Source organism: Ardenticatenales bacterium, from assembly GCA_020634515.1.
Taxonomy (GTDB): domain Bacteria; phylum Chloroflexota; class Anaerolineae; order Promineifilales; family Promineifilaceae; genus JAGVTM01.
Genome location: JACKBL010000003.1, coordinates 498,895 through 520,300 on the forward strand (window position 1 = coordinate 498,895; position 21,406 = coordinate 520,300).

A 21,406-nucleotide genomic window follows, 5' to 3' on the forward strand; every position below is an offset into this window, starting at 1 on the left:
AATGTCTACAAAATTGGTCCAATCTCTCTCCCCCCCCTCCCTCCGCCCCGTTGACTTGCCCCTCTAAATCGTGTAAAGTGTTTATGTAAACCGCTCACCAGGAGGGAACGTGACACCATACAACAGCAACCGAACCGATCTCGATCCCGCGACGCTGGCCTCGCTGCGCCGCGTCTTGCGCAACTGCGGCCCCTTTGACGACGACCCCAAGCTGCGCGCCGTCTTTGTAGACAGCCGCCTGTCCCCCTGGCGCGACAACGTGCCCGAAGCGGGCAACGCCAGCGCCCGCGTAGACGCCCTCATCAGCTACCTGCTGCCACGCCAGAACAACAGCGGTGAAAACGCCCTCCTCCTGTTCCTGCAAGTCCTACGCGACCGCGCCAACCCCAAAGATAGCTGCGCCGGCCAACTGGCCGACCTCATCGATCGCCTCAATCCCCCTGACGAGGCCTATTCCGCGCAAAGCATCGGCCCACAAACCTACGCGCCACCGAGCAGCGCATCAACCACGAAATACGCGGCTGATGTTGGCGACGCCAGCCGCCGCCAGGCGTATCAACTTCTGGAAGAACGAGACTCCAAAGAGTCTCTCGAAAGAGCTTTGGACATTTTCGAATCAATAGGAGATCAAGAAGCCATCGTAACCGCGCTCGGGAGACTCGGCGATCTGGCCTACCGCGAGGGACGTTATGAGGAGGCAACAGATTATCTTCAGAAAGCGCTGGAGAGAGATCCCCAAAATGTATTCGCCAATGTCACGCTTGCAGCCACCATCTTCCGGCAAGGCGGAAAGGATGAAGCCCGCGAGGTGTTGGCGCGGGCCAGCAGGCTGGCTCCCCAGGATGAGCGCGTCCATGCCCTGCAAGCAGAAATGGATGCCCAGCAGCAGCGGGATGCGCTCCTGTCACGTATCCGCGACCTGGAGACACGGGTCGAGAAAGACGAACGCCTGCCACGGCGCTTCCAAAATAGCATCACCGAAAATGTAAGCCTGACAAAAGGATCTATTGACGACAACCAACTGGAGATGGCCGCGGCCACGCTCAAAACGGCCGAAGATGTCTGGGACAATTGGGACGAACACCGGGACGCATGGCTCTCCGCTTATGGGTTCCAGCAAAAGCTGATTGAGCAGATCGCCGCCCTGGGCGCGGAATCCGAATTCAGACAGCGACTGAGCGCCGCGCAGCGAGACCTGGCAGGCCGTCCGGCCACAACGGATACCGCCGAAGCCTGGCGGCGGGACCTGGAGCAGTTGGAAGCCGTATTGCACCAGTATGAAGACTTGCAGGGGCGCATCAACGAACTGAATCAACGTTTGTACGCGCTCCCCGCCGACCAACGCGCGCCTTTTGTGCAAGCAGTAACCGGCATGCAAGGCAAGCTAGAGCAACTGCCCCTGGTAGGCGCGGAAGCGTGGCGCGCCTTCGAGAGCGAGGTCGCCCGCCAGGAATCGGCGCTGGAGGACGCCAGAAAGCGGGCGGAACAGCGAGAGAAGCAGGTATGGTTGGTCGTGGCGAGTGCGGATCGTTTTGATTGGCGGCAAGCGTTCGCCTCGGCCAGCTACGACAGCACGCCCATTAACTGGACGGGGGCAACCGGTTCCTTAAACCAGAGCCGCCTGCGCGAGGCGGGCGACGGGGACGTGGTGCTGGCTTACGCTTCCGCCAGCGACGAGCGAGCGATTGTGGGGCTGGGGCACATTGTGGGGCAGCCTTATGATCATGAAGCAGCTCAGGCGGTGAATATCGCCCCGGATCGGCTGCTGGACAAGCCGATTACGCTGGAAATGCTGCGCGACGCCGTGCCGGAAACGGAAAAGGTGCGCGTGAACCAGATTGGCTTCGCCGCCGTGACGCCGTTTGAGTGGTCCGTGATTCGTGAGCTGATTCGCTACCACAATCCAGACCTGAATGCGGCGGATTTGCCGGCATCCCACACCCCCCTCGAATACCATCCCATCATCACCGACGTGGCGCTGCCCACCGATCTGATGGCAGGGCGAGAGACGCCCGCCCGCGTGACGGTGCGCAATCGCGGCAACGTGACCTGGGAGAAGGGAACCGCAGGCGACTTGAGGCTGGAAAGCGCCTCGATTGAATTACGAATACGTCCGGCGACAATGCCGGCAGACATCCCCCCCGGCCAAATAGTCGAACTCGCGCCCATCCTCCGCCCCACCGCCGCCGGCCCGCAAACATTAGCCTGGACCTACACGCTGCACACGGGCACGGAAGCCGTCACCTCAGACCCATATCAAATGTCCGTCACTGTGCAGGCCAAACCGCGCGACAATGCCATGTTTGTGTCAGACGAATCCTTTCCCCCTGGGTCGGAGGTTGCCACTGGGTCCCGCTTCGAGAAACAGTGGCGCGTCCACAATGCCGGCAACACAACCTGGAACAAGCAGTATCAACTCGTGTTTATTGGCGGTGACCACCTGGACGGCCCCGATGCGGCGTCGCTGGATGAAGAAGTGGCTCCGGGAGCGGACACCATTCTCTCCGTTTCCCTGACTGCGCCGACGGAGCCGGGCAAGCGGCGTAGCACCTGGCGGCTGCGGAATGAACAGGGCCAGTTATTCAGCGACTCCTTTTTCATGGACATTGAGGTGATTCCCCCGGAACCGGTGGACGACGCCATTTTCCTGGAAGACGTGGACACGGAAGAGGGGACGGAAGTTGCCCCAGGCGCAACCTTCAGCAAAGCGTGGCGCGTGCGCAACAGCGGCAACACCACCTGGGATGATCGCTATCAACTTGCTTGCGTCAGCGACGACCGCATGGGCGCGCCGGATATCGTCACCGTGCCCGAAACCGTCCCTCCCGGCGCGGAGACCGTTCTGGACATACCCATGATTGCGCCAGAAACGCCAGGGAAACGGCGCAGCACCTGGAGATTACACAACGAAAAGGAGGAACCGTTCGGCCCCTTGCTGTTCGCGGAGATTCAGGTCACGGAGGCCGCGCCAATAAGCGCGCCGACGCATTCCACGGAAGAAGGAACAAAGCCAACGCCGTCAGTGCCGGCAAAAGAGGAACAGGAGGGGGAAGAGCTACAGGAACTCCCACCGCAAGAGGTTGCCAACGGCACGCGAACGGAAACACGAACGCAAGTGATTACCCCCGTGGTCATTGGCTGGCAAAAGCTGCCCGAACCGCCCCCGGACGAAGGGCGCATCATCGTGGACGTGAACGACAGAACCATCAGCCTGACGTTGAACAATAAAACGGAATTCCGCAGCCGCAACCTCCTGTCGCACAACGAACTGCGGCAAGAGATGTTGTTGGCGCCGATGCGGTACGGGCGGTTGCTGTTCAAGGGTTTGATCAACAGCGACGCCGCGCCAGATTTTCAGGGACGCGACACAGCAGCAGGCTACATCATCGCCCGCGACCGCACCAAAGGAAAGATGCGCTGGCAACTGCGTGTGGACGCGGATTCCGAGGCGTATCCTTACAAGTGGGAATTTCTGGCGGAAGAGGGGGAAGAGAAACCCCTGGCCGTGCGCGAATTCTCTCCCTATTACCGCCTGCAAGGGGGGCGCGAGGCGATCCCGCCGCTGGAAGCGCAGCCCGTCAATGCCCTCTTCGTCATCGCCAACCCCGCCAACCTCAGCGAGGGGCGCGGCCCCATCAGCAAGCTGCAACCGCTGCTGGTGGACAAGGAACTGGACGTGATTCGGCGGGCGATGGCCCCGCTGGTGGAAAAGGGATGGATGAGCTACGAGGTGATGCACAGCGCCGCCGACGAGCGTTTTGACCTGGACGCCATCAAGGAACGGCTGCAAAAGAGCCACGCACCGGGCGCGCGCAACATTCACGCGCTGCACCTGATCGCCCACGGCATCTACCTGGGGGATGAATTTTTTGTCGTCCTGGAAAACAGGGCGCGCGAATTTGAACTCATTTCGGCGCAAGATTTTGTGAACGGGGTGACGAGCAGCGAGGATTTGCGCCTGATTGTGCTGGCAACCTGCCTCAGCGCGGCTACGGGGCCAGAAGCGGCGGCGGCGGAAGGGGCGTTCCTGGAGACAGGCCAGGTGTATCGCTCACTGGCGTCGCGGCTGGTGGGCGCAAACGTCCCCGCTGTCATCGCCATGCAGAAAAACATACCTATTGACGCGGCGCAGGTGTTCACGCAGCGGTTCTATGGCGACCTGGCGCGCAGCGGGCGGGTGGACATGGCCATGGCGGCCACGCGCCACGACCTGTACACGGCGCAGCCGGATAGCTGGACCTGGGGCATTCCCGTGCTGATCATGGGGCAGCAAGATGGCAAGCTGTTCGCGGTGAAGCGGCAGGAAAAGGACACGTTCCGCCCGCCGCTGGCGCAGTTGGACCGCCGCCCGCTGGCGCAGTTGGGCAGCGCCAGCACGGTGGACGCGACCAGCCTCGTGGGGGCGCTGCAAGGGTTGCTCGCCAACCGCCTGGATGCGCCCGTGTCGCCGGAAGCGGGGCCGCCAACGCAGGATCAGGCGGGGCTGGATCGGACGCTGGCGCGCCCGGTGCGGATGAGCGGGTCGGCGCTACAAAAACATGTGAAGGAGAACAGCGGGATTGAATTGCCGTCGGAAATTTTCGCGCAGATTGCTTCGGCGTTGAATGCCGGCAAACACATCATCCTCACCGGTCCCCCAGGCACAGGCAAAACCTCCCTGGCGCAAGACATCTGCGCCTTTGCCGCCAAAAACAAACAGGACAAGCAGGACAAACAGGACGAACAGGACAAACAGGACGAACAGGACAAACAGAACTTCACCCCCGGCGGCGTCCTTGCCACCGCCACCGCCGACTGGACCACCTTCGACACCGTAGGCGGCTACGTGCCCACGCAGCAGCAAACGCTGCAATTCCGCCTGGGCATCTTCCTGGAGGCAATCCGCACCGCGAACTGGCTGATCATTGACGAGATCAACCGCGCCGAGATTGACAAGGCGTTTGGCGAGTTGTTCACGGTTCTTTCCGGGCAGGCGGTGACGCTGCCTTATCGGGTGGGGAAGGAGGAGATTCGGGTTTTGCCGGCATCCGGCGGCGAATCCTGGTATCCCCCGGACCGAACCCCCTACAGCTACATCATCCACCCCAACTGGCGCATCATCGGCACGATGAACGTCTACGACAAATCCTCCCTCTTCGCCATGTCCCTGGCCTTCATGCGCCGCTTCGCCTTCATTGACCTGGACCTGCCCGCCCCAGAAACGTACAACTGGCTCGTGGACAAATGGCTGGGCAAGCAGCAGTTAACGCTGGCAGCCAAAAAGAGCGCGGACGACGACGAACCCGCCTGGGAAGCCATGAGCGTCGTGCAACAGGCCTTCCGCGTCCTCCTGGACCGCGAGAAAAAGACACCTATCCTACTGGCTGCAAACAGCGAAAACCCACTCATGAAGCGACGCGCTCTGGGGCCGGCCATCATCAAAGACATGATTGAGTATTTAGGTGATCGTTATCGCGAGGAAATGAAAAACCAGGCCCCGCCCGTCCTCGCGGCGGAGCCGCCCGCGCCTCCGCCCATTAACGACAACCTGGCCCGCAGGCTGATGGCGGAATCGTTCCTGCTCTACGTTGTGCCGCAGTTGGATGCGCTCGACTACGAGAGCATCCTCGCCATCCACCACCACTTGCGCGATATCCAGTTTAGCGCCCCCCCCCTGGCATCCCACCGCGAACAAATCCTGACCCGCATTCAACTACTTTACCCGCACATCCGCGACTGGAGCAAGGCGCATTAGCGTTTTTGACACGAATGACACGAATTTCTACGAACTTGCCCTCCCTCATGAACCATAGAGAGTGATGTTTGCTCCTCTTGCCCCGCCCATTGGTTTTGCCCCCCGCCCGCGAGTAGACGCGCAAGGCTTCCCTGCCGTGATGGGGCGGCTGATTTACCACCTGGCGCGCGTGGAAGCCCCGACTGCGCCCGCGATTGCGCTGGACCCCGTCCTCCTGGCAACCTACTTCCTGCTCGACCTGGACAACAATGGCAATCAGAGTACTGTCGCCTTCGTCACGCACACCCTCAGCCGCCTGCTGCAACAGCTCACGCGCAGCACGGAGCAACAGGCCGTCCTCTACGAAGGGCAGGTGCGCGGGCGCATTCTGTGGCCGGCCACGTACAAGGCGCGCCACAACGATGGCTTTAATCCGAACCGGTATGTATGCCGGCAAGTCCATCAACGATTCGACACACCGGAAAACCAACTTCTGAAATACCTGATGACGCAGATCAACGACTGCCTGCGCCTGGTCCCGGAGAGCATTCGCCGCGGCTTCTTCTACCAGATGGGACCGAATCAGCCGCTGCGCGCCACCGCCGAACCGTTGGGGCAGATCGAAACCAGCCTGAACGTCTTGTGGCGCAACGTGCGCCTGGCGGAAATCAGCACGCCCGATTACGTCACGGAGCAGCATTTGCTGAAGGCGCAAACGGTGCGTTTTGAGGAGTACGCGCACGCGGCGCGGCTGTACCGGCGGTATCGGGCGCTGGTGCTGCAACCCTCCTGGGAGGCGTTGCAGGAAGTGGGGACGCGGGTGGTGTGTTTGCCGGCACAAACCGGCCCATGGGAAGATGGTTGGATAGCACTCAGCGCATCGCTGCTGCGCTCAACCCCAGAGGGAGGAACCTGATGGATTTTGAACTGAACTTCAACGGCGTCAATGGCGGCACGGGGCAACCGCTCACGCCCCCCGCCAACGCCCTGGACCTGGCGGAGGCGATCAGCAAGAAAGACAAGGGCGTTCCCGAACAGGAGCGCACGCTGCTCTCCAATTTGCAGCAAGCGTTCAACGAAAACGTCCTCGGCGTGCGCGCCGGCTTTGACGAAACCGACGTCGCCGACGTCGGCTGGGGCGTCATCTACCATCCAAACACCCCCACGTCGGTGCGCGCCATCATCGCCGACCTGCTGGCGCACCGCCAGAGCGCGTGGGAACCGTTCATTTACGTCCCCGGAGAGTCCGTTTTTGATTTCCATCTGCGCCATAAGCATCCGCCCGGCCTCATTGACCCCGAAATCCTTCCTTACTACCTGCTCATCGTCGCCGCGCCCACGGAAATTTCCTTCACCTTTCAATATGAGCTGCGCGAACACGCGGTGGGGCGGCTCTTTTTCGGCAATCCGCAAGGGCCAAATGGGTATGACGTGGCCGCCTTCCGCCGCTATGTGGACGGCCTGATTGCTTATGAGGAGGCAACGGCCATTGACCGGCAGCGGCGCGTGGCCGTTTTCGCGCCCACGCACGAGAACGATCCCTTGATTGACCAGACGGTGACGCATCTGGCGAAACCGTTGCTGCAAAAATTAGAGAATAACGAGTTGCGCCTGCTCAAAAAGCTGCCCCAGGCATATCGAGCAGAACCCATCACGGACGCGGCGGCTACCCGCGCCGCGCTTCTCGACCTGCTGGGGCGCGGCACGGACCAGCCCGCGATGATCTTTTCCACCTCGCACGGCATCGGTTTTGACAGCGGGCATCAACGGCAGGCGAGCGACCAGGGCGGGCTGTTGTGCGCGGAGTGGCCGGGGAGCAAGGCATGGACGGGTGGTGAAGTGCCGGCATCCATGTACGTGCGCGGGCAGGATGTCTCCCCGGACCTGGACCTGAACGGTTTGATTATGTTCTCGTATGCCTGCTACAGTGCCGGCACGCCGCGAATCGAAGATTTCGCCCAGTTCTATAACCGCGTACCGCGGCAAATCGCCCCCGCCCCCTTCATGTCCGCGCTGCCGCAGCGGTTGCTGGCGCAAGGGGCGCTGGCCTTCGTGGGGCACGTGGAGCGCACCTGGAGCTACTCTTACGGTTGGCCGGGCGTGGGGTACTGGACCGGTTCGTTTGAGGATTCGCTGCAACTGATGCTCGTGGGCAAGCCTATCGGCTGCGCTACGCAGACGTTTAAGCGCACGTTTTTGGATTTGCTGGCGGAATTGACGAACAAAGGGGGATTTTTGGAGAAATTTGAGAAGTTGCAGCCAAAGGAGAAAGACGTTGTGCGCCTGTGGACGGCGGCCAACGACGCGCGCGCCTTTGTCATCTGCGGCGACCCGGCGGCGCGGCTGCGCCCCGCGCGGATGGCCGCCAGCGGCGCGTAGACCTTCCCGAAAGCTATTTGGGCACTAAATGACTTGGGTTGTGAATCGAGCTTCCGGGAAGATTTGAGCCACGAACGGAGTACAAAAGTCTGCGAGGCGTTTGTGTTCTCCGTCTCTGAAATTAAGGAGGATGTCAAAATGTCGAAAGTTTGGCGATTCTTGTTAGTTAGTTTACTCATCGGCCTGGGCGCGCGCGTGGCCTACGCGCAAGGACCGGACACGCCCGCGGAGGACACCAGTCAGGCGGAACCGGCGGGCATTGTTCGGTTGAGCGAGACGGCGTTGACGTATGCCGGCACAGTCAACGAACCAGGCCAGCGCACCTTCACCTTGATTGTGCAAGATACCACCGTCACGAATCTTTCGTTCGTGATTAATGACCTGGTGGACACGACAACGGGAACCGTGCTGGTCAGCAGCGCCGTCACCCTCAATCCGGCGCAGGTGGACTCGTTGAGCCAGCCGCAAAGTTTTACGGTCTCCATCAATGGAACGAAAGAGGGGCATTTTCAAGGGGAGATCGAACTGCTATATGATGAGCGCCCGGCGGACCAGCCGTTGACGCTGCCGCTGGACGTGACGCTGGAGCTGACGCCAAATGTAGATGCCGGCATCAACTCCAAAAGCCTCACCCTCTCCGTCAATCCCGGCATCCTCAGCACCCCCTTTGGCCGCCCCAACGTCGTCACGGATGACCCGCCCCTGAGCAACGTCACCCTCACCCTGCTGCAAAGTGGAAAAGGGGAAGCCACCGTGCAAAGCGCCACGGTCCTCACCATGCGCGGAACCAAAGGGGAGACGCTGCCGCAAGACGCCGTGAGCGTGACCACGGCGCTGCCGCTGCTACTGCAAAGCCAGGAAGCGAAGACAGTGGAAGTGGTGGTGGCGGGGCGCAATTTGCCGGCAGACGAATACAACGGCATCCTGCACATCACCGTGCGCAACCAGGACACCGCCATCCAGATTCCGCTCACCATCAAGGTGAAAGATGGTCCCCTGCTGCCCATTCTTCTGCTGCTCATCGGCCCCATCCTCGGCCTGGCCATCAACTGGTGGAACAACGGCGGCCAGGCGCGCTATAAGCTGCTCAAGGATATGGAGAGACTGGAGGCGCAACTGGCGGCGCACGATCACCTCCAGCAAGACCAGCAAGCCGCCATCGGCGACAAGCTGCGGAAGGCGCAGGACAAATTGCTGGCGGGAGCGCCTGCCGGCGACCTGGAAACGCTGGTGAAGCAGGTGCAGACGGACATTGACGCGGCGATGGACGCCAGTGTGCAGTTTTTGCGGCAGGAGTTGGTCCCTGTGCGGGAGGGCGTGGATCAGCTGAAGGGGATGGAAACGTATGAACGCAAGCTACTGGCAGTCCTCGATGCCATTGAGTCGGATGCGCGGATAGGCGAGTTGTTGTCGCTGGGCAGCGCGCGCGCGTCGCTCGGTGAGGTGAAGGGCAACCTGGAAACGGCGCAAAAGATGGTGACGGAGATGGCCGGATTGCCGGCATCCACCGCGGCGGAAATTGCCGGCAAAGTCAACAACGCCGCCAGCCTCGCCGAAATCCAGCAAATCATCAGCGAGGCCCAGGCCGCGACGCGGATCAGCGATGAGGGCTTCATTGAGGAGGCGCATGGGGTCGGCGTTGGGCCTGCTACGCCCGTGGCGGAGCTGGCCATGTCACTCAACCGGCGCGAGTCCGCGCTGCGCCGCGTGGCGCTGGGGTTGCAATGGGGCCGCCTCGGCCTGATGCTGGCCGTTTTCCTCTTTACCCTCCTCGTCGGCTACATCACCCTCTACGCCAACGCCCCCACCTTCGGGGCCAACCGCGAGGACTACATCACCATTCTGCTCTGGGGCGTAGGCACGAACCTCATCGGCGCGCAAACCATCAACCTCAGCAGCATCTACAACAAGAAAGAGGCGGGGGGCGAGTAGCGAGTGGCGAGGGGCGAGGGGCGAGGGGCGAGGGGCGAGTTAACTCGCAAACTCGCCACTCGCAAACCCGCAAACTCGCCACTCGCAAACCCGCAAACTCGCCACTCGCAAACCCGCAAACTCGCCACTCGCAAACTCGCAAACCCGCAAACTCCCTACGGCGTGGGAATGGTCGTCACAAGCAGGCCATATTGAATCGTGAGGCCATCGTTGTTGTTGGTGGCGACGATGAGGGCCTTGTCGTTGAGTGTCCCCGGCGCGCCAGGGATGAGCACGTCCACGGTGATGGTGGCGCTTTCGCCGGGGGACAGCGTGGGCGTGACGGCAGGCGTGATGGTGGTGGTCCACTGGTTCAGGTAAGCCGACAGGCTGAAGGCGGCGGGATCATCGCCGTTATTGGTCAGCGTCAGCGTGTAGCTAACGGTTTGCCCGGGACCGCCGCTGTCGTTCTGGAAGAAGGGGGCCACGACAAAGCCCGCGTCATGCTGCGTCGTCACTTGCGGGTCAAAGGTCATGATCGGTCCCCAGACGTACCAGGCGTAGATGGGCTGCTCTTTCAGGTAGAGGTTAAAGAAGGCGGTAAGCCAGCGGTTGGTGATCGTGAGTTGGGTTTCTGCCGGCATCCCCCCGCCGCAATTCCCCAATCCACTGGCAAAGGCGCAATGGTCGCCCCCTTGCAGCACCGCCAACAGGCGCGGCGCATTGCCGTTGTCATACATCGGCTGCTGGTGATTCGCCACGGGCGCGATGAAGTCATCACTGCCACCCAACAGCGCAATCGGCGCGTGAATGTTCTCCATGGCCACAATCGCCGAATCGGGGAACGTCTTCGCCGCCGCCAGGTTGATCACCGCCTTCACGCGCGGGTCTTCCGCCGCCGCCAGGATACTCACCCCGCCGCCCATGGAGTGCCCGGACAGGCCAAAATGGTCCGTATCCACCTGCTGGTACAGTTCCGAAGCCGCGTTCCCGTTTTCATCTTCCAGCCAGGTCAATGTGTATTGCAAATCATCGGCAAACGCGGGATGCGAGGGGAACAAACCACTACCCGATTTGGAAGCAATCAGGAAATAGCCCCAGGAAACCAGATGCTCGTAATTACCCTGGTAGATCAAAGGCGGAGCCAGATAGCCATGGGCAAACGAGATGGCCGCGTACGGCGCGCCGCTGCTGTCGTAGGGTTGATCCGGGCCGGTCGCAATTGCCGGATAGAAGAACCAGGCTTCAAATGTGGTGGCGTCGGGGCGCGTTACCGTAATCAGCCGCCAGCCTACCTCATAGGGTCCTGGTTGCGCGGGGTCGGGAATTTGGGGTAATGCCGGCATTTCCGGCTCAGCGACCGGTCCAGTTTGCGCCGCCACCAGCGTCACCGCAAACAGCATGACAAACACAACGAGAATACTCAAGGACAGTTTTCTGCTCATCGCTCACTCCTGTATGGATGTAAACATCATCGGCGCCGCCCCAATCGCGGCGACATCTCCATTATAAACGATTCCAATTTTTGCACAATGATTGTCTATGTATCGAACATGAATCGCGCACCTGTTCTATCTGGTTATGCCCATAAACCCCGGCTATAATAATGCGTAGTATGCGGCCCGATCCGCGGAAAATGGCAGCAGATCCGTGAAAGCAAAGACCACCAAGGGGGCTAGAAACTCACCAACAGTCGTTGAGAACTTGCCCGACAAGTTATCTTCAAAGGAGTCCCCCCTGCGCGCGGCGCTCCTACCAATTGTGAGTTCACTGAAAAAACCGGGTTTTTCGAGTGTCCGGCCGAAATTACCAGAGTGGTTCATGTGTAAAAACCCGGTTTTGGGCCTTTTTTCAGTAGAGTCAATTGTCAACTGCAAACTGCCAACTGACCACTATTTGCAGAGGAGACTTCATGCGCCGCGGCACGCCACCATCAATGACAACATCTTCCCGGAAGCTGTTACCCAGGGCCATCATCCGTGACGAAGCTTCCGGGAAGATTATTTGCAGAGGAGACTTCATGCGCCGCGGCACGCCACCATCATTGACAACATCTTCCCGGAAGCTGTTACCCAGGGCCATCATCCGTGACGAAGCTTCCGGGAAGATTATTTTCGAAGGAGTCACGACCATGCCTATCATGTTACTTGACGACAGTTTGAAAGTGGAAGTCTTTTACGAGGAAACAGACGAGGCGTTTGCTGACAATATCTGCATCTGCTTCGAGGAAGATTGTCCACCCAACGAGAAGATCTTCATCGCGGACGAGACCAACATCTTCCTCACGCCGGAGCAAGCCACGCAATTGGCGGCGGCCCTCGTGACCGCCATCGCCGAAAGCCGCGTCGCCGCCCGCGAGCGGTAGCGGTTGCGAGTCTGCGAGTCTGCGAGTCTGCGAGTTTGCGAGTGAACTCGCCACTCGCCACTCGCCACTCGCCACTCACCACTCGCCACTCGCCACGCACCACGCCCATGTTCAATCACGATACATTCATTTCCCCCCTCACCTGGCGCTACGGCAGCGACGAGATGCGCCACGTCTGGTCTGAGGAACACAAGCGGCGCTTGATGCGGCAGGTTTGGGTGGCATTGGCGGCAGCGCAGCAGGATGCCGGCATTGTCACCCCCGCCCAACTTGCCGACCTGCAGGCCCACATCGACGACATCGACATCCCCCGCGCCCTGGCTATCGAACAAGAGACGCGCCACGACGTGATGGCCGAAATCCGCTGCTACGCGGAACAATGCCCCATCGGCGGCGGCGTCATCCATTGGGGCGCTACCAGCGCCGACGTCAACGACAACGTCAATGCCCTGCGCCTGCGCCAGGCCACCCACCTCCTCATCGCGCAACTGCGGCAGCTTCTCCTGGCTCTGGTCGCCAAAATCGAGCAATATGCCGGCACGCCCACCCTTGCCTTCACCCACATCCAACCCGCCGAACCCACCACCCTCGGCTACCGCTTCGCTGTCTATGCGCAAGACCTGCTTGCCGACTACGCCGCCCTGCAAACGCTCAAGGCAGGAATCAAAGGCAAAGGCTTCAAAGGCGCGGTGGGCACACAGGCCAGCTTCGTGGAAATCCTCCAGGGCAGCGGCATGAGTGCGGCGGAAATGGAGGCGCGCGCCATGTCCCGGCTGGCGTTGCCCACCTTCCCCATCACCACCCAGACCTACACCCGCCAGCAGGATTTGCGCGTGCAGCAGACGCTGGCGGCGCTGGCCGCCTCGCTGCACAAGCTGGCCTTCGACTTCCGTGTGTTACAATCCCCCCCCTTTGGCGAGTGGGCGGAGCCATTCGCCGCGCGGCAGGTCGGCTCTTCCGCCATGCCCTTCAAACGCAACCCCATCAACATGGAAAACGTCTGCTCCCTGGCCCGCTTCGTGGCCGGAACGGTAAGCATGGCCTGGGACAACGCCAGCCAGGCCATTCTGGAGCGCAGCCTGGATGACTCCGCCAATCGCCGCCTGTTTCAACCGGAAGCCTTCCTGGCCACGGACGAGATGCTGCGGCGCATGACGCGCGTCATTTCCCAGATGCACGTAGACGAAGCGGCCATCGCCCGCAACATGGACATCTACGGCCCCTTTGCCGCCACGGAGCGCGTCCTCATGGCGCTGGTGGGCGCGGGCGTTAGCCGCCAGGAGGGACATGAGTGGCTACGCGAGCATAGTCTGGCAGCATGGGAAGCCATCCGCCAGGGCGCGCCCAATCCGCTCGCGGAGCGGTTGGCCGCGGACGCCCGCTTCACGGACCATTTGCCGCCGGCCACCATCCGTGACCTGATGTCCGCCGCCGCCCATACGGGCACAGCCGCCGCCCGCGCCCGCGCCCTGGCGCAGCAGGCGCAAGCCATCGTGGAAACTTGACAGGTCTTCGGAGACCGGTAAGGCTTAGGATGGGGGGGATGCGGCGACCACGACCGGAGCGCGTTTCCGCGCCGGGTACAGCAGCGCGGCCAGCAGGGCGGCGAACAGGACAAAGGCCGTGCGCTGCAGGGCAGTCGCCAGGCCCACCTGATCGGCCAACGCGCCTACGACGGTGCTGCCCACGGAGCCGCCAAAGAACATGACGCCCAGGGTGAGGCCGGAGGCCAGTGCCTGCCGCCCCGGCAGCATGGATTGCACTTGAATGACGAGGACGCTGTGCGGCATGCCAACAAAGAAGCCGGCCAGGAGGAGGAGGAGGAGTTGGACGATGCCGTGATTGGGGATGTAGAAGTAGGCGGGGAGGATGCCGGCACTCATCCCCAACAGAATCGGCCACTTGCCCCCCCGGCGATCCGCCAGGTGGCCGCCCACTATCCCGCCCACGGCGGACCCGAGCATGAACAAGCCGGTGAGCCAGCCCACGTAGCCGGCGGCGTAACCCGCCTCGGTGAACAGCTTGGGGGCGAAGGTGAGGGTGGAGATGCTCACGGTGTTCGCGCTGATGATGATCACGAAGAGGAGGAGCGCCAGAAAGCCGCGCGGCGCGGCGCGGGTGCGGGCGGGGGTGGATGAGGCATGGTCGTGTCCGTGGGGCGGCGCGGTGGGTGGGAGCCAGCGCCAGTCGAGGAGGAAGACGATGAGGGCCAGCAGGGGCAGGAGAATGACACCTGGACGGCCGCGGAGTTGGAGGAGAATGCCGGCAAAAACCGGCCCCAAAAACAACCCTAACTGCCCCGCCGTGAAAAAGTAAGCCGTTGCCTGCGTGCGTCGCGTCGTGCTCGCCTGACTGGCGACCATCGTCCCCGTGGGATGGAACGCCCCCGACCCCACGCCGGCCACCGTCAACGCCACCAGCGCCAGCCAATCCCCCGCCAACGCCGCCAGCCCATAAAACAGGATCATCCAGCCAATCCCCCCCAGCACCAACCAGCGCGCGCCAAAGCGATCCGCCAGCCAGCCAAACAGGGGCTGCATCACGGCGCTGCCCACGTTATACAGCAGCGCCACCAGGGCCACCTGCGCGTTGCTCAACCCCAGGCTCAGCGCCAGAATGGCAATCAGTAGCGTGCGGCTGTTGTTCAACACATCCACGGTGAAGTGCGTCAGGGCCACCGCCACATACGCCTTGTTTTGTCGGAGCATACTACCTTCCCATCATCAAGTTTCATTCAGATTGGTTCATTCTTGGAGAATAAACCAATCTTGTGAAAAGGGTCGTTGAGTGCGTGAAATTGATCCAATCTCCAGAGTAAGATGACGAAACTGTGGCGCAATGACGTTCTTCATGGCATGATTGCCGGCAGGATTGTACACATTTCACGGCCAAAACTGTATCGGTCTCTTATGTTCTCGTAAGCCCTACGCAATATCTTTTGCTACAATAACCGTATCTATTCACCACCTTCCCGGAAGCTGTCAGGAGGCACTGCTGGTCCGCAATCTAGCTTCCGGGAAGATTCAGCAACAGACGATTCACCACCACCTTCCCGGAAGCTGTCAGGAGGCACTGCTGGCCCGCAATCTAGCTTCCGGGAAGATTCAGCAACAGACGATTCACCACCACCTTCCCGGAAGCTGTCAGGAGACACTGCTGGTCCGAAAAAACTTCCGGGAAGATTCAACAGTGAAGGAGCGTTTTTATGTTTCGGAGAATTACTGAACGCCGTAAGCAAGAGGATGATGCCCGCGAGCAGAATCGCCTGCCCCCAGGGCAGTCGCTAACGCAGAAATTTCCCGTGCTGCATTACGGCACAGTTCCCCCCTTCAATCCCAACACCTGGAATTTTCGCATTTTTGGCCTGGTTGAGGAAGAAAAAGTGTGGAACTGGGCGGAATTCAACCAACTACCACGCACACAGGTGACGATGGACATACACTGCGTCACGCGCTGGTCGAAGTTTGACACGTTATGGGAAGGCGTGTCGCTAAAGACGCTGGTGGACGAAGGCATTGTGCGCCCAAAGCCGGATGCTAAATTTGTGATTCAGCACTGCGAGCAAGGGTATACGACGAACACGCCGTTGGATCTGCTGCTGATGGACAATGTGCTGTTGGCGACGCATTTTGATGGGAAGCCGCTGGACCCGGAACATGGCTACCCGCTGCGTGTGGTGGTGGGCAGCTTCGCGGACCGCAGCGAGTCGCGTACGGCCTATTTTTGGAAGGGGGGCAAGTGGCTACGGGGGCTAGAATTCCGCGCCACGGACCAACCGGGATTCTGGGAACGCAATGGTTACAACAACGAGGCGGACCCGTGGCAAGAACAGCGGTTCAGTTACCGCTGGTAATTCACACGTCAGCCGAATAAGACGCTGTCTTGTTCGGTTTATCTGGCGAATTGGCCTATAAACGTACGGCCATTCGCCATGCGGCATAATCAGGCGGATGAAGTACCGCCAATTGACCAAACCTTAAAGGTCTCCAAGACCTTTAAGGTTTTTGTTTTACCGACTGTCCAATAGCGACGGGGCGTTATGGAAAGGAAAAAGAATCCAGTGATATGGAATAATCCGCCGCCGCGAAGTTGTACTCGCCCACATGGATGGCGTAGAAACCTGTTTCCGGCAGCGTAAAGCTGATCAAGAATTCAGGCACACCCGCGCCGCCATCATCTACCGGTTCACCCAACAGGTCGGTGGCGTCAGGACCGAACAACTCGAAAAAGACGTCCGACTCATTGTCGTTGGGAGCGACGAGAATGGCGATGCTATCTCCTTGATTCCCCATGAAGTGCCAGAAGTGGTCGCTATTTGGAACTATCAAGGCGGATTCGGCATCGCCATAGACGAGCGTGCCCTGGAAAATGAAGGGGTAGGCGCCGCTGTCTTGCAAGATCATGGAGTAGCTGCCTGACTGACCCGTTGCCTCGTTCACGCGGATGAAATAAGTGCCGGCACCGGGCAACTCCGTAACCACGATTTCGGGAGCGCCGCCGGTCGCGTTATCCTGTGTCTTAATCACATTATTATTGCCGTCTAACACAGTGACAACCATATTCATGTCCACAGGCGCATCAACATTGATGGTCAGCACGTCCGTGTTATCCACGACAAAAGACCATTGATCCGTCAACCCCGCCGCCAATATCTCAATCACCAGGTCCTGCGCCTCCAGGCTGCCTTTGTCTACCAGGTTGCCGGACACCGTCGCCGTAGGCGTGGGGGATGGTCCCGTCGTCGCCGTGGGCGTGGGCGTAGGAGATGGTCCCGTTGTCGCCGTAGGCGTAGGCGTATTGTTGGGGTTTGGCGTGGGCGTGACCGTGGCCGTGGGCGACAGGCCAACGGGGGGCGTGGGCGTCTCGGTTTGTTTCTGTTCCGTTGTGGGCGTGGGCGTGGTCGTCATGGTGGGCGTGCCAGCGCCACCTCCTGATCCCGATGGCGTTGGCGTGGCCGTTTTCGTTTCGCTAAAGACGGGTGGCGTGAGCAGTTCGGGGGGCAGCTCCAACGTGAGCGTGAAGCCGAGATCCCCTAGCCCCAGGTCGGGCGGCAGCGTGGGAAAACCGCCCAGATCAGGTGTGATAGTGAGCAGATCGCTGAGGTCGGAAGGCAGGGTGGCTTCCGGCGGCGGGGTCTCCGCGGTGGGAAGCGCGGTTTCTGATGGGGGCGGCGGGATTTCCGGCGGCACGGGTGTGGGCGGCAGCGCGGCAATTTCCTCGTCGGTGGGCGTCAGCGTGGCGTTGGTGAGGGGGTTGGGGGCCACGATTTCGCTCACGTCGAGATACCAGACTTCGGTCGCCGGGAGGTTTTTGCCACAGCCGACGGGGCCGCGCCACACCCACCAACGCCCGACAACGGTGATGGTGAGGTTATCGGGGGCGATACGGCTCAACTGGTCGAAGCTGCCGCCCATGGCAATCTGGTTCTGGCCGTCGCTGAGCAGCCAGGCGGCGGGGGAGCGGCGGGTGACGGAGGAGCAGACAAGCGGAGCGGCGCGGTGGAATTGGCCGGTGAGTTGGAGGGTGATGCCGGCATAAGCCCGTGGATTTTGCGCCAGTTCAGCCAGCGACAACGTCTCGGTGCGATTTACCAACGGTGGCAGCGTTCCCCCCGATGCCCAACCGGCAAACGTACTCTCCGCGCCCCCCTCGCGGCAACCAATCAGCAACAGGGCGGAGACGATGATGAGTGTGGCAGTAACAAAAACAGTAGTTGAACGAATGCGCATCATTTCTCGGTCCTTGTCCATTGTACGCTTCTCTTCCCGATCATACCAGCATTTGCCGCGAGTACGGTAAATGCTCATGCGGCCATAAGGGCGCATCCGTTAATAGATTTGGAAATGACGGATGCGCTGGAAGGGTTCTTACTTGTGGGAAAATCCAAAGTAATTCTCGAACGAACCCAAAAGAAGTGACCGGCGCGCGCCTACCCGGCAAGACCAAACTCCTGCTGTCCTTTCACGCATCTGTGGTAACATTGCGCCCCATGACGCGACAACCCCCGCCTGAAACCAGTGACCTGCGCGCCACCGCGCGCCGCATTATCAACGCTTTGTTCATTGGACAGAGCCTATTCTCGGCGGCCTTTATTGCCGCTTTCACCCTGTCCCCCATCATCGCCTCCACGCTGGCGGCCAATGAGCAAGCGGCGGGCCTGCCCAGCACTGTCACGCTGATTAGCCGCGCCCTGATGGCCTACCCCATCGGCTGGCTGATGGATCGTTGGGGGCGGCGCTCCGGGCTGTCGCTGGGGTTTGTGTTGGGCACGCTGGGGGCGTTTGTCTCCGTGGCGGCCATTGTCAACGGCTCTCTGTGGGGATTCCTGGCGGGGGCGGCGCTAATGGGCATGATGCGCGCCGGGGCGGATCAGGCGCGTTATGTGGCGGCGGAAGTACAGCCACCGGCGGAACAGGCACGGGCGATTGGGTTGGTGGTTTTTGCCGGCACAATTGGCTCCATTGGCGGTCCTCTACTCGTTGGCCCCACCTCCCGACTGGCCGCCGCCTGGGGCCTGCCGGAAAATGCCGGCCCCTTCCTGGCCGCCACGCTCCTCTTCGCCCTCGGGCTGCTCATCACCTTCCTCCTGCTGCGCCCCGACCCCCTCCAAATTGGTCGCCAAATAGCCGCCGCCTACCCCCTTCCCGATCTGGCGGATCAATCCGACCGGCAGGCGCGCCCCCTGTTGGAGATATTCCGGGGCGGCAGAGCGCAGTTGGCCGTCCTCTCCATGGCCATCAGCCAGTTCATCATGAGCCTGCTCATGGTGATTACCCCCGTACACATGAGTCACTTCGACCACTCCCGCGAGGCCATCTCCGGGGTGATCATGGCGCATACGCTGGGTATGTTTGGTCTCTCCAGCGTCACCGGCTGGTTAATTGAACGCTTCGGCCAGTTCGCCATCATTGCCTGCGGCACGTTGCTGTTGCTCCTCTCCAGCCTCATCGCCCCCATCTCGCCGCAGATCGTTCCTCTGGTTGTGGCGCTGTTCCTGCTAGGCCTGGGCTGGAACTTCTGCTACATCGCCGGCTCTTCTCTCCTCGCCAGCCAGTTGGCGCCGGCGGAACGGGGGCGCACGCAAGGCGCCAGCGAGACGGTGGTAGGGTTGATGGGCGGCGCGGCCAGTCTCAGTTCCGGTCTCATTTTCGCCGGCGGCGGCATCAGGTTGGTAAGCAGCATCGGCCTGGGGTTTGGGCTGCTGCTGCTCACGCTCACGATCTGGCGGATCCTCTCGCCGCGCACCACTCATTTACCGGCCTGAATAATGATGAAAGACAGGATTGCGGTTGTTACGGGAGCAAATCGGGGGATTGGGTTGGAGATATGCCGGCAACTGGCGCAGCAAGGCGTTCGTGTGGTCCTCACCAGCCGGGATACAGTCAAAGGAGAGGCCGCGCGAGAAACGTTGGCGGCTGAGGGGTTGGATGTCGCGTTTCACCAACTGGATGTGACGGACGCGCGGAGCATTGCCCGGCTAGCGACGTTTGTCACCCAATTTTACGGACGGCTGCACATTTTGGTGAATAATGCCGGCATCTACATCGACAACCACCACTCCCTCCTCACCCTGGACATGGACGTACTGCAACGTACCCTGGACACAAACGCCTTCGGTCCCCTCATGCTCTGCCAGGCGCTCGTCCCCCTGCTCCGCAAAAGCGGGCACGGGCGCATCGTCAACGTCTCCAGCGGCTACGGGGAACTGGGCAACCTCGGCTCCAGCTACCCCGCCTACAGCCTCTCCAAAATCATTCTCAACCTGCACACACGCATCCTCGCGGATGAGCTACGGAGCGCGAGAATTCTGGTCAACGCCATGTGTCCGGGCTGGGTACGCACCGAGATGGGCGGTCCCGGCGCGCCCCGCTCCATTGCCGAAGGAGCCGACACGGCCGTCTGGCTGGCGCTGCTGCCCGATGACGGCCCCAGCGGTCAGTTCTTCCGCGACCGCCGCCCCATCTCCTGGTAAGAGCTGACGATGAAATGAAGTACGGAATTGCATCGTCAGTTTGAAGGAACGGTAACGCCGGGAAGACCCGCTATGTCAACCATTCACGATCCCGTTTACGGACAGGTAGAACTCAACGAACCAATTCTGCTCGCGCTCCTGCAATCGGCCGCGGTGCAGCGGCTGCGCGGCGTACTGCAACACGGCATCACCGGCCTGCTGCGCATCACCACACCGATCACGCGCTTCGACCATTCCGTGGGCGTGATGCTGCTGGTGCGGCGGCTCGGGGGCTCCCTCGACGAACAGATCGCCGCCCTGCTGCACGACATCAGCCACACCGCCTTCAGCCACGTCATTGACTACGTCTTCGATAACCATGACGGCCAAAGCTACCACGAAGAGGTAAAGGAAGCGTTTGTGGCGCGCAGCGACCTACCGCAACTACTGGCGCAATGGGGCCGCGATTGGCGCGATTTTATGGATGAGGCGGCTTTTCCCTTGCTGGAGCAGTCGGCTCCCGCCCTATGCGCCGATCGACTTGATTACTGTCTGCGGGATTCCCAGGACCTGGGCCTGGCGACAACGGCGCAGGTACACCGGGCACTGGACCATCTGGTCGTGCGCGACGGGCGGGTGGCCGTGGATGATGTGGGCGTTGCCCGCTGGTTGGCGGACGTGTACATGATGGCCGACAATTGCAGTTGGGCTGACTTTCGGGAGGTAGGGCTGTATGAGCTGACGGCGCGGGCCATTCGGCGGGCGCTGGAGGTGGGGGTGCTGACGGAAGACGATTTCTGGCTCACGGATGAGGTGGTCTGGGCACGGATGCAGGAAAGCCAGGACGCCCCGCTGCAAGACCTGTTGTGCCTGGTCCACCCGGGCACACGTTTTATCCGGGACGAGGCTGCTCCCAGTTTTACTATCAGCACCAAAATCCGAACCATTGACCCGGATGTGTGGCAAAATGGGCAGCTTCTGCCCCTCTCCGCGCTGGATGCCGACTTTGCGGCGCGGCGGCGTGCTTACCTGGCGCGGAAGCAGGGCAAGTGGCCCATGCGCGTGATCCCGCAATGAGACCTTCCCG

General features: G+C 61.2%; 14 protein-coding genes. 10 read left to right on the forward strand and 4 right to left on the reverse strand.

The window, feature by feature from the left end; genetic code table 11:
- The first annotated feature begins 109 nt into the window (after nucleotides 1–109).
- From H6650_10925 to H6650_10940, 4 genes are all read left to right on the forward strand, one after another.
- The gene (locus tag H6650_10925) at nucleotides 110–5,734 is read left to right on the forward strand and encodes an EVE domain-containing protein (protein ID MCB8952515.1); all 5,625 of its coding nucleotides are present in this window, start codon (nucleotides 110–112) and stop codon (nucleotides 5,732–5,734) included.
- A 64-nt stretch (nucleotides 5,735–5,798) separates the two neighbouring features.
- Nucleotides 5,799–6,629, forward strand: coding sequence for a hypothetical protein (locus H6650_10930; GenBank protein ID MCB8952516.1), 831 nt, complete (start codon nucleotides 5,799–5,801; stop codon nucleotides 6,627–6,629).
- Nucleotides 6,629–8,092, forward strand: coding sequence for a hypothetical protein (locus H6650_10935; GenBank protein ID MCB8952517.1), 1,464 nt, complete (start codon nucleotides 6,629–6,631; stop codon nucleotides 8,090–8,092). Before H6650_10930 ends, H6650_10935 begins: the two co-directional genes overlap by 1 nt.
- A 138-nt stretch (nucleotides 8,093–8,230) precedes the next feature.
- The gene (locus H6650_10940; protein MCB8952518.1) at nucleotides 8,231–10,024 is read left to right on the forward strand and encodes a hypothetical protein; all 1,794 of its coding nucleotides are present in this window, start codon (nucleotides 8,231–8,233) and stop codon (nucleotides 10,022–10,024) included.
- Between the two features lie 155 nt (nucleotides 10,025–10,179).
- On the opposite strand, the gene H6650_10945 is transcribed toward H6650_10940, so the two are convergent.
- Complete coding sequence (locus H6650_10945) at nucleotides 10,180–11,448, reverse strand: dienelactone hydrolase family protein (protein MCB8952519.1); 1,269 nt, start codon at nucleotides 11,446–11,448, stop codon at nucleotides 10,180–10,182.
- Nucleotides 11,449–11,863: 415 nt separating this feature from the next.
- Nucleotides 11,864–12,136, reverse strand: a complete 273-nt coding sequence (locus H6650_10950) for a hypothetical protein (protein MCB8952520.1) — start codon at nucleotides 12,134–12,136, stop codon at nucleotides 11,864–11,866.
- Between H6650_10950 and H6650_10955 the strand changes: the two genes are divergently transcribed.
- Both H6650_10955 and purB read left to right on the forward strand, forming a co-directional pair.
- Nucleotides 12,135–12,368, forward strand: a complete 234-nt coding sequence (locus H6650_10955; protein MCB8952521.1) for a hypothetical protein — start codon at nucleotides 12,135–12,137, stop codon at nucleotides 12,366–12,368. The two genes, H6650_10950 and H6650_10955, sit on opposite strands and share 2 nt — an antisense overlap.
- A 107-nt stretch (nucleotides 12,369–12,475) precedes the next feature.
- Nucleotides 12,476–13,873: an adenylosuccinate lyase gene (gene purB / locus H6650_10960; GenBank protein MCB8952522.1), complete on the forward strand. Its 1,398-nt coding sequence runs from the start codon at nucleotides 12,476–12,478 to the stop codon at nucleotides 13,871–13,873.
- 24 nt (nucleotides 13,874–13,897) lie between these two features.
- On the opposite strand, the gene H6650_10965 is transcribed toward purB, so the two are convergent.
- Entirely contained in the window at nucleotides 13,898–15,076 is a 1,179-nt protein-coding gene (locus tag H6650_10965; GenBank protein ID MCB8952523.1) for an MFS transporter, read from the reverse strand.
- A gap of 497 nt (nucleotides 15,077–15,573) precedes the next feature.
- Here H6650_10965 and H6650_10970 point away from each other — a divergent pair, with 497 nt between their 5' ends.
- Nucleotides 15,574–16,221 (forward strand): sulfite oxidase-like oxidoreductase, encoded by a 648-nt coding sequence (locus tag H6650_10970; GenBank protein MCB8952524.1) that lies wholly within the window; start codon nucleotides 15,574–15,576, stop codon nucleotides 16,219–16,221.
- A gap of 184 nt (nucleotides 16,222–16,405) precedes the next feature.
- On the opposite strand, the gene H6650_10975 is transcribed toward H6650_10970, so the two are convergent.
- A complete protein-coding gene (locus H6650_10975; protein ID MCB8952525.1) occupies nucleotides 16,406–18,100 on the reverse strand; it encodes a PPC domain-containing protein in 1,695 nt (564 codons plus the stop codon).
- A gap of 257 nt (nucleotides 18,101–18,357) precedes the next feature.
- Between H6650_10975 and H6650_10980 the strand changes: the two genes are divergently transcribed.
- From H6650_10980 to H6650_10990, 3 genes are all read left to right on the forward strand, one after another.
- The gene (locus H6650_10980) at nucleotides 18,358–19,632 is read left to right on the forward strand and encodes an MFS transporter (GenBank protein ID MCB8952526.1); all 1,275 of its coding nucleotides are present in this window, start codon (nucleotides 18,358–18,360) and stop codon (nucleotides 19,630–19,632) included.
- A gap of 3 nt (nucleotides 19,633–19,635) precedes the next feature.
- Nucleotides 19,636–20,340, forward strand: coding sequence for an SDR family oxidoreductase (locus H6650_10985; GenBank protein MCB8952527.1), 705 nt, complete (start codon nucleotides 19,636–19,638; stop codon nucleotides 20,338–20,340).
- Nucleotides 20,341–20,412: 72 nt separating this feature from the next.
- Nucleotides 20,413–21,396: an HD domain-containing protein gene (locus H6650_10990; protein ID MCB8952528.1), complete on the forward strand. Its 984-nt coding sequence runs from the start codon at nucleotides 20,413–20,415 to the stop codon at nucleotides 21,394–21,396.
- The last annotated feature ends 10 nt before the right edge of the window (nucleotides 21,397–21,406 follow it).

Excerpts from the sequence above, each read along its gene's own strand:
- H6650_10935 (MCB8952517.1), top strand. The coding sequence starts at position 6,629 with ATGGATTTTGAACTGAACTTCAACGGCGTCAATGGCGGCACGGGGCAA.
- H6650_10980 (MCB8952526.1), top strand. The coding sequence starts at position 18,358 with ATGACGCGACAACCCCCGCCTGAAACCAGTGACCTGCGCGCCACCGCG.
- H6650_10965 (MCB8952523.1), bottom strand. The coding sequence starts at position 15,076 with ATGCTCCGACAAAACAAGGCGTATGTGGCGGTGGCCCTGACGCACTTC.
- H6650_10930 (MCB8952516.1), top strand. The coding sequence starts at position 5,799 with ATGTTTGCTCCTCTTGCCCCGCCCATTGGTTTTGCCCCCCGCCCGCGA.
- purB (MCB8952522.1), top strand. The coding sequence starts at position 12,476 with ATGTTCAATCACGATACATTCATTTCCCCCCTCACCTGGCGCTACGGC.
- H6650_10945 (MCB8952519.1), bottom strand. The coding sequence starts at position 11,448 with ATGAGCAGAAAACTGTCCTTGAGTATTCTCGTTGTGTTTGTCATGCTG.
- H6650_10990 (MCB8952528.1), top strand. The coding sequence starts at position 20,413 with ATGTCAACCATTCACGATCCCGTTTACGGACAGGTAGAACTCAACGAA.
- H6650_10950 (MCB8952520.1), bottom strand. The coding sequence starts at position 12,136 with ATGGTCGTGACTCCTTCGAAAATAATCTTCCCGGAAGCTTCGTCACGG.
- H6650_10970 (MCB8952524.1), top strand. The coding sequence starts at position 15,574 with ATGTTTCGGAGAATTACTGAACGCCGTAAGCAAGAGGATGATGCCCGC.
- H6650_10940 (MCB8952518.1), top strand. The coding sequence starts at position 8,231 with ATGTCGAAAGTTTGGCGATTCTTGTTAGTTAGTTTACTCATCGGCCTG.
- H6650_10955 (MCB8952521.1), top strand. The coding sequence starts at position 12,135 with ATGCCTATCATGTTACTTGACGACAGTTTGAAAGTGGAAGTCTTTTAC.
- H6650_10975 (MCB8952525.1), bottom strand. The coding sequence starts at position 18,100 with ATGATGCGCATTCGTTCAACTACTGTTTTTGTTACTGCCACACTCATC.
- H6650_10985 (MCB8952527.1), top strand. The coding sequence starts at position 19,636 with ATGATGAAAGACAGGATTGCGGTTGTTACGGGAGCAAATCGGGGGATT.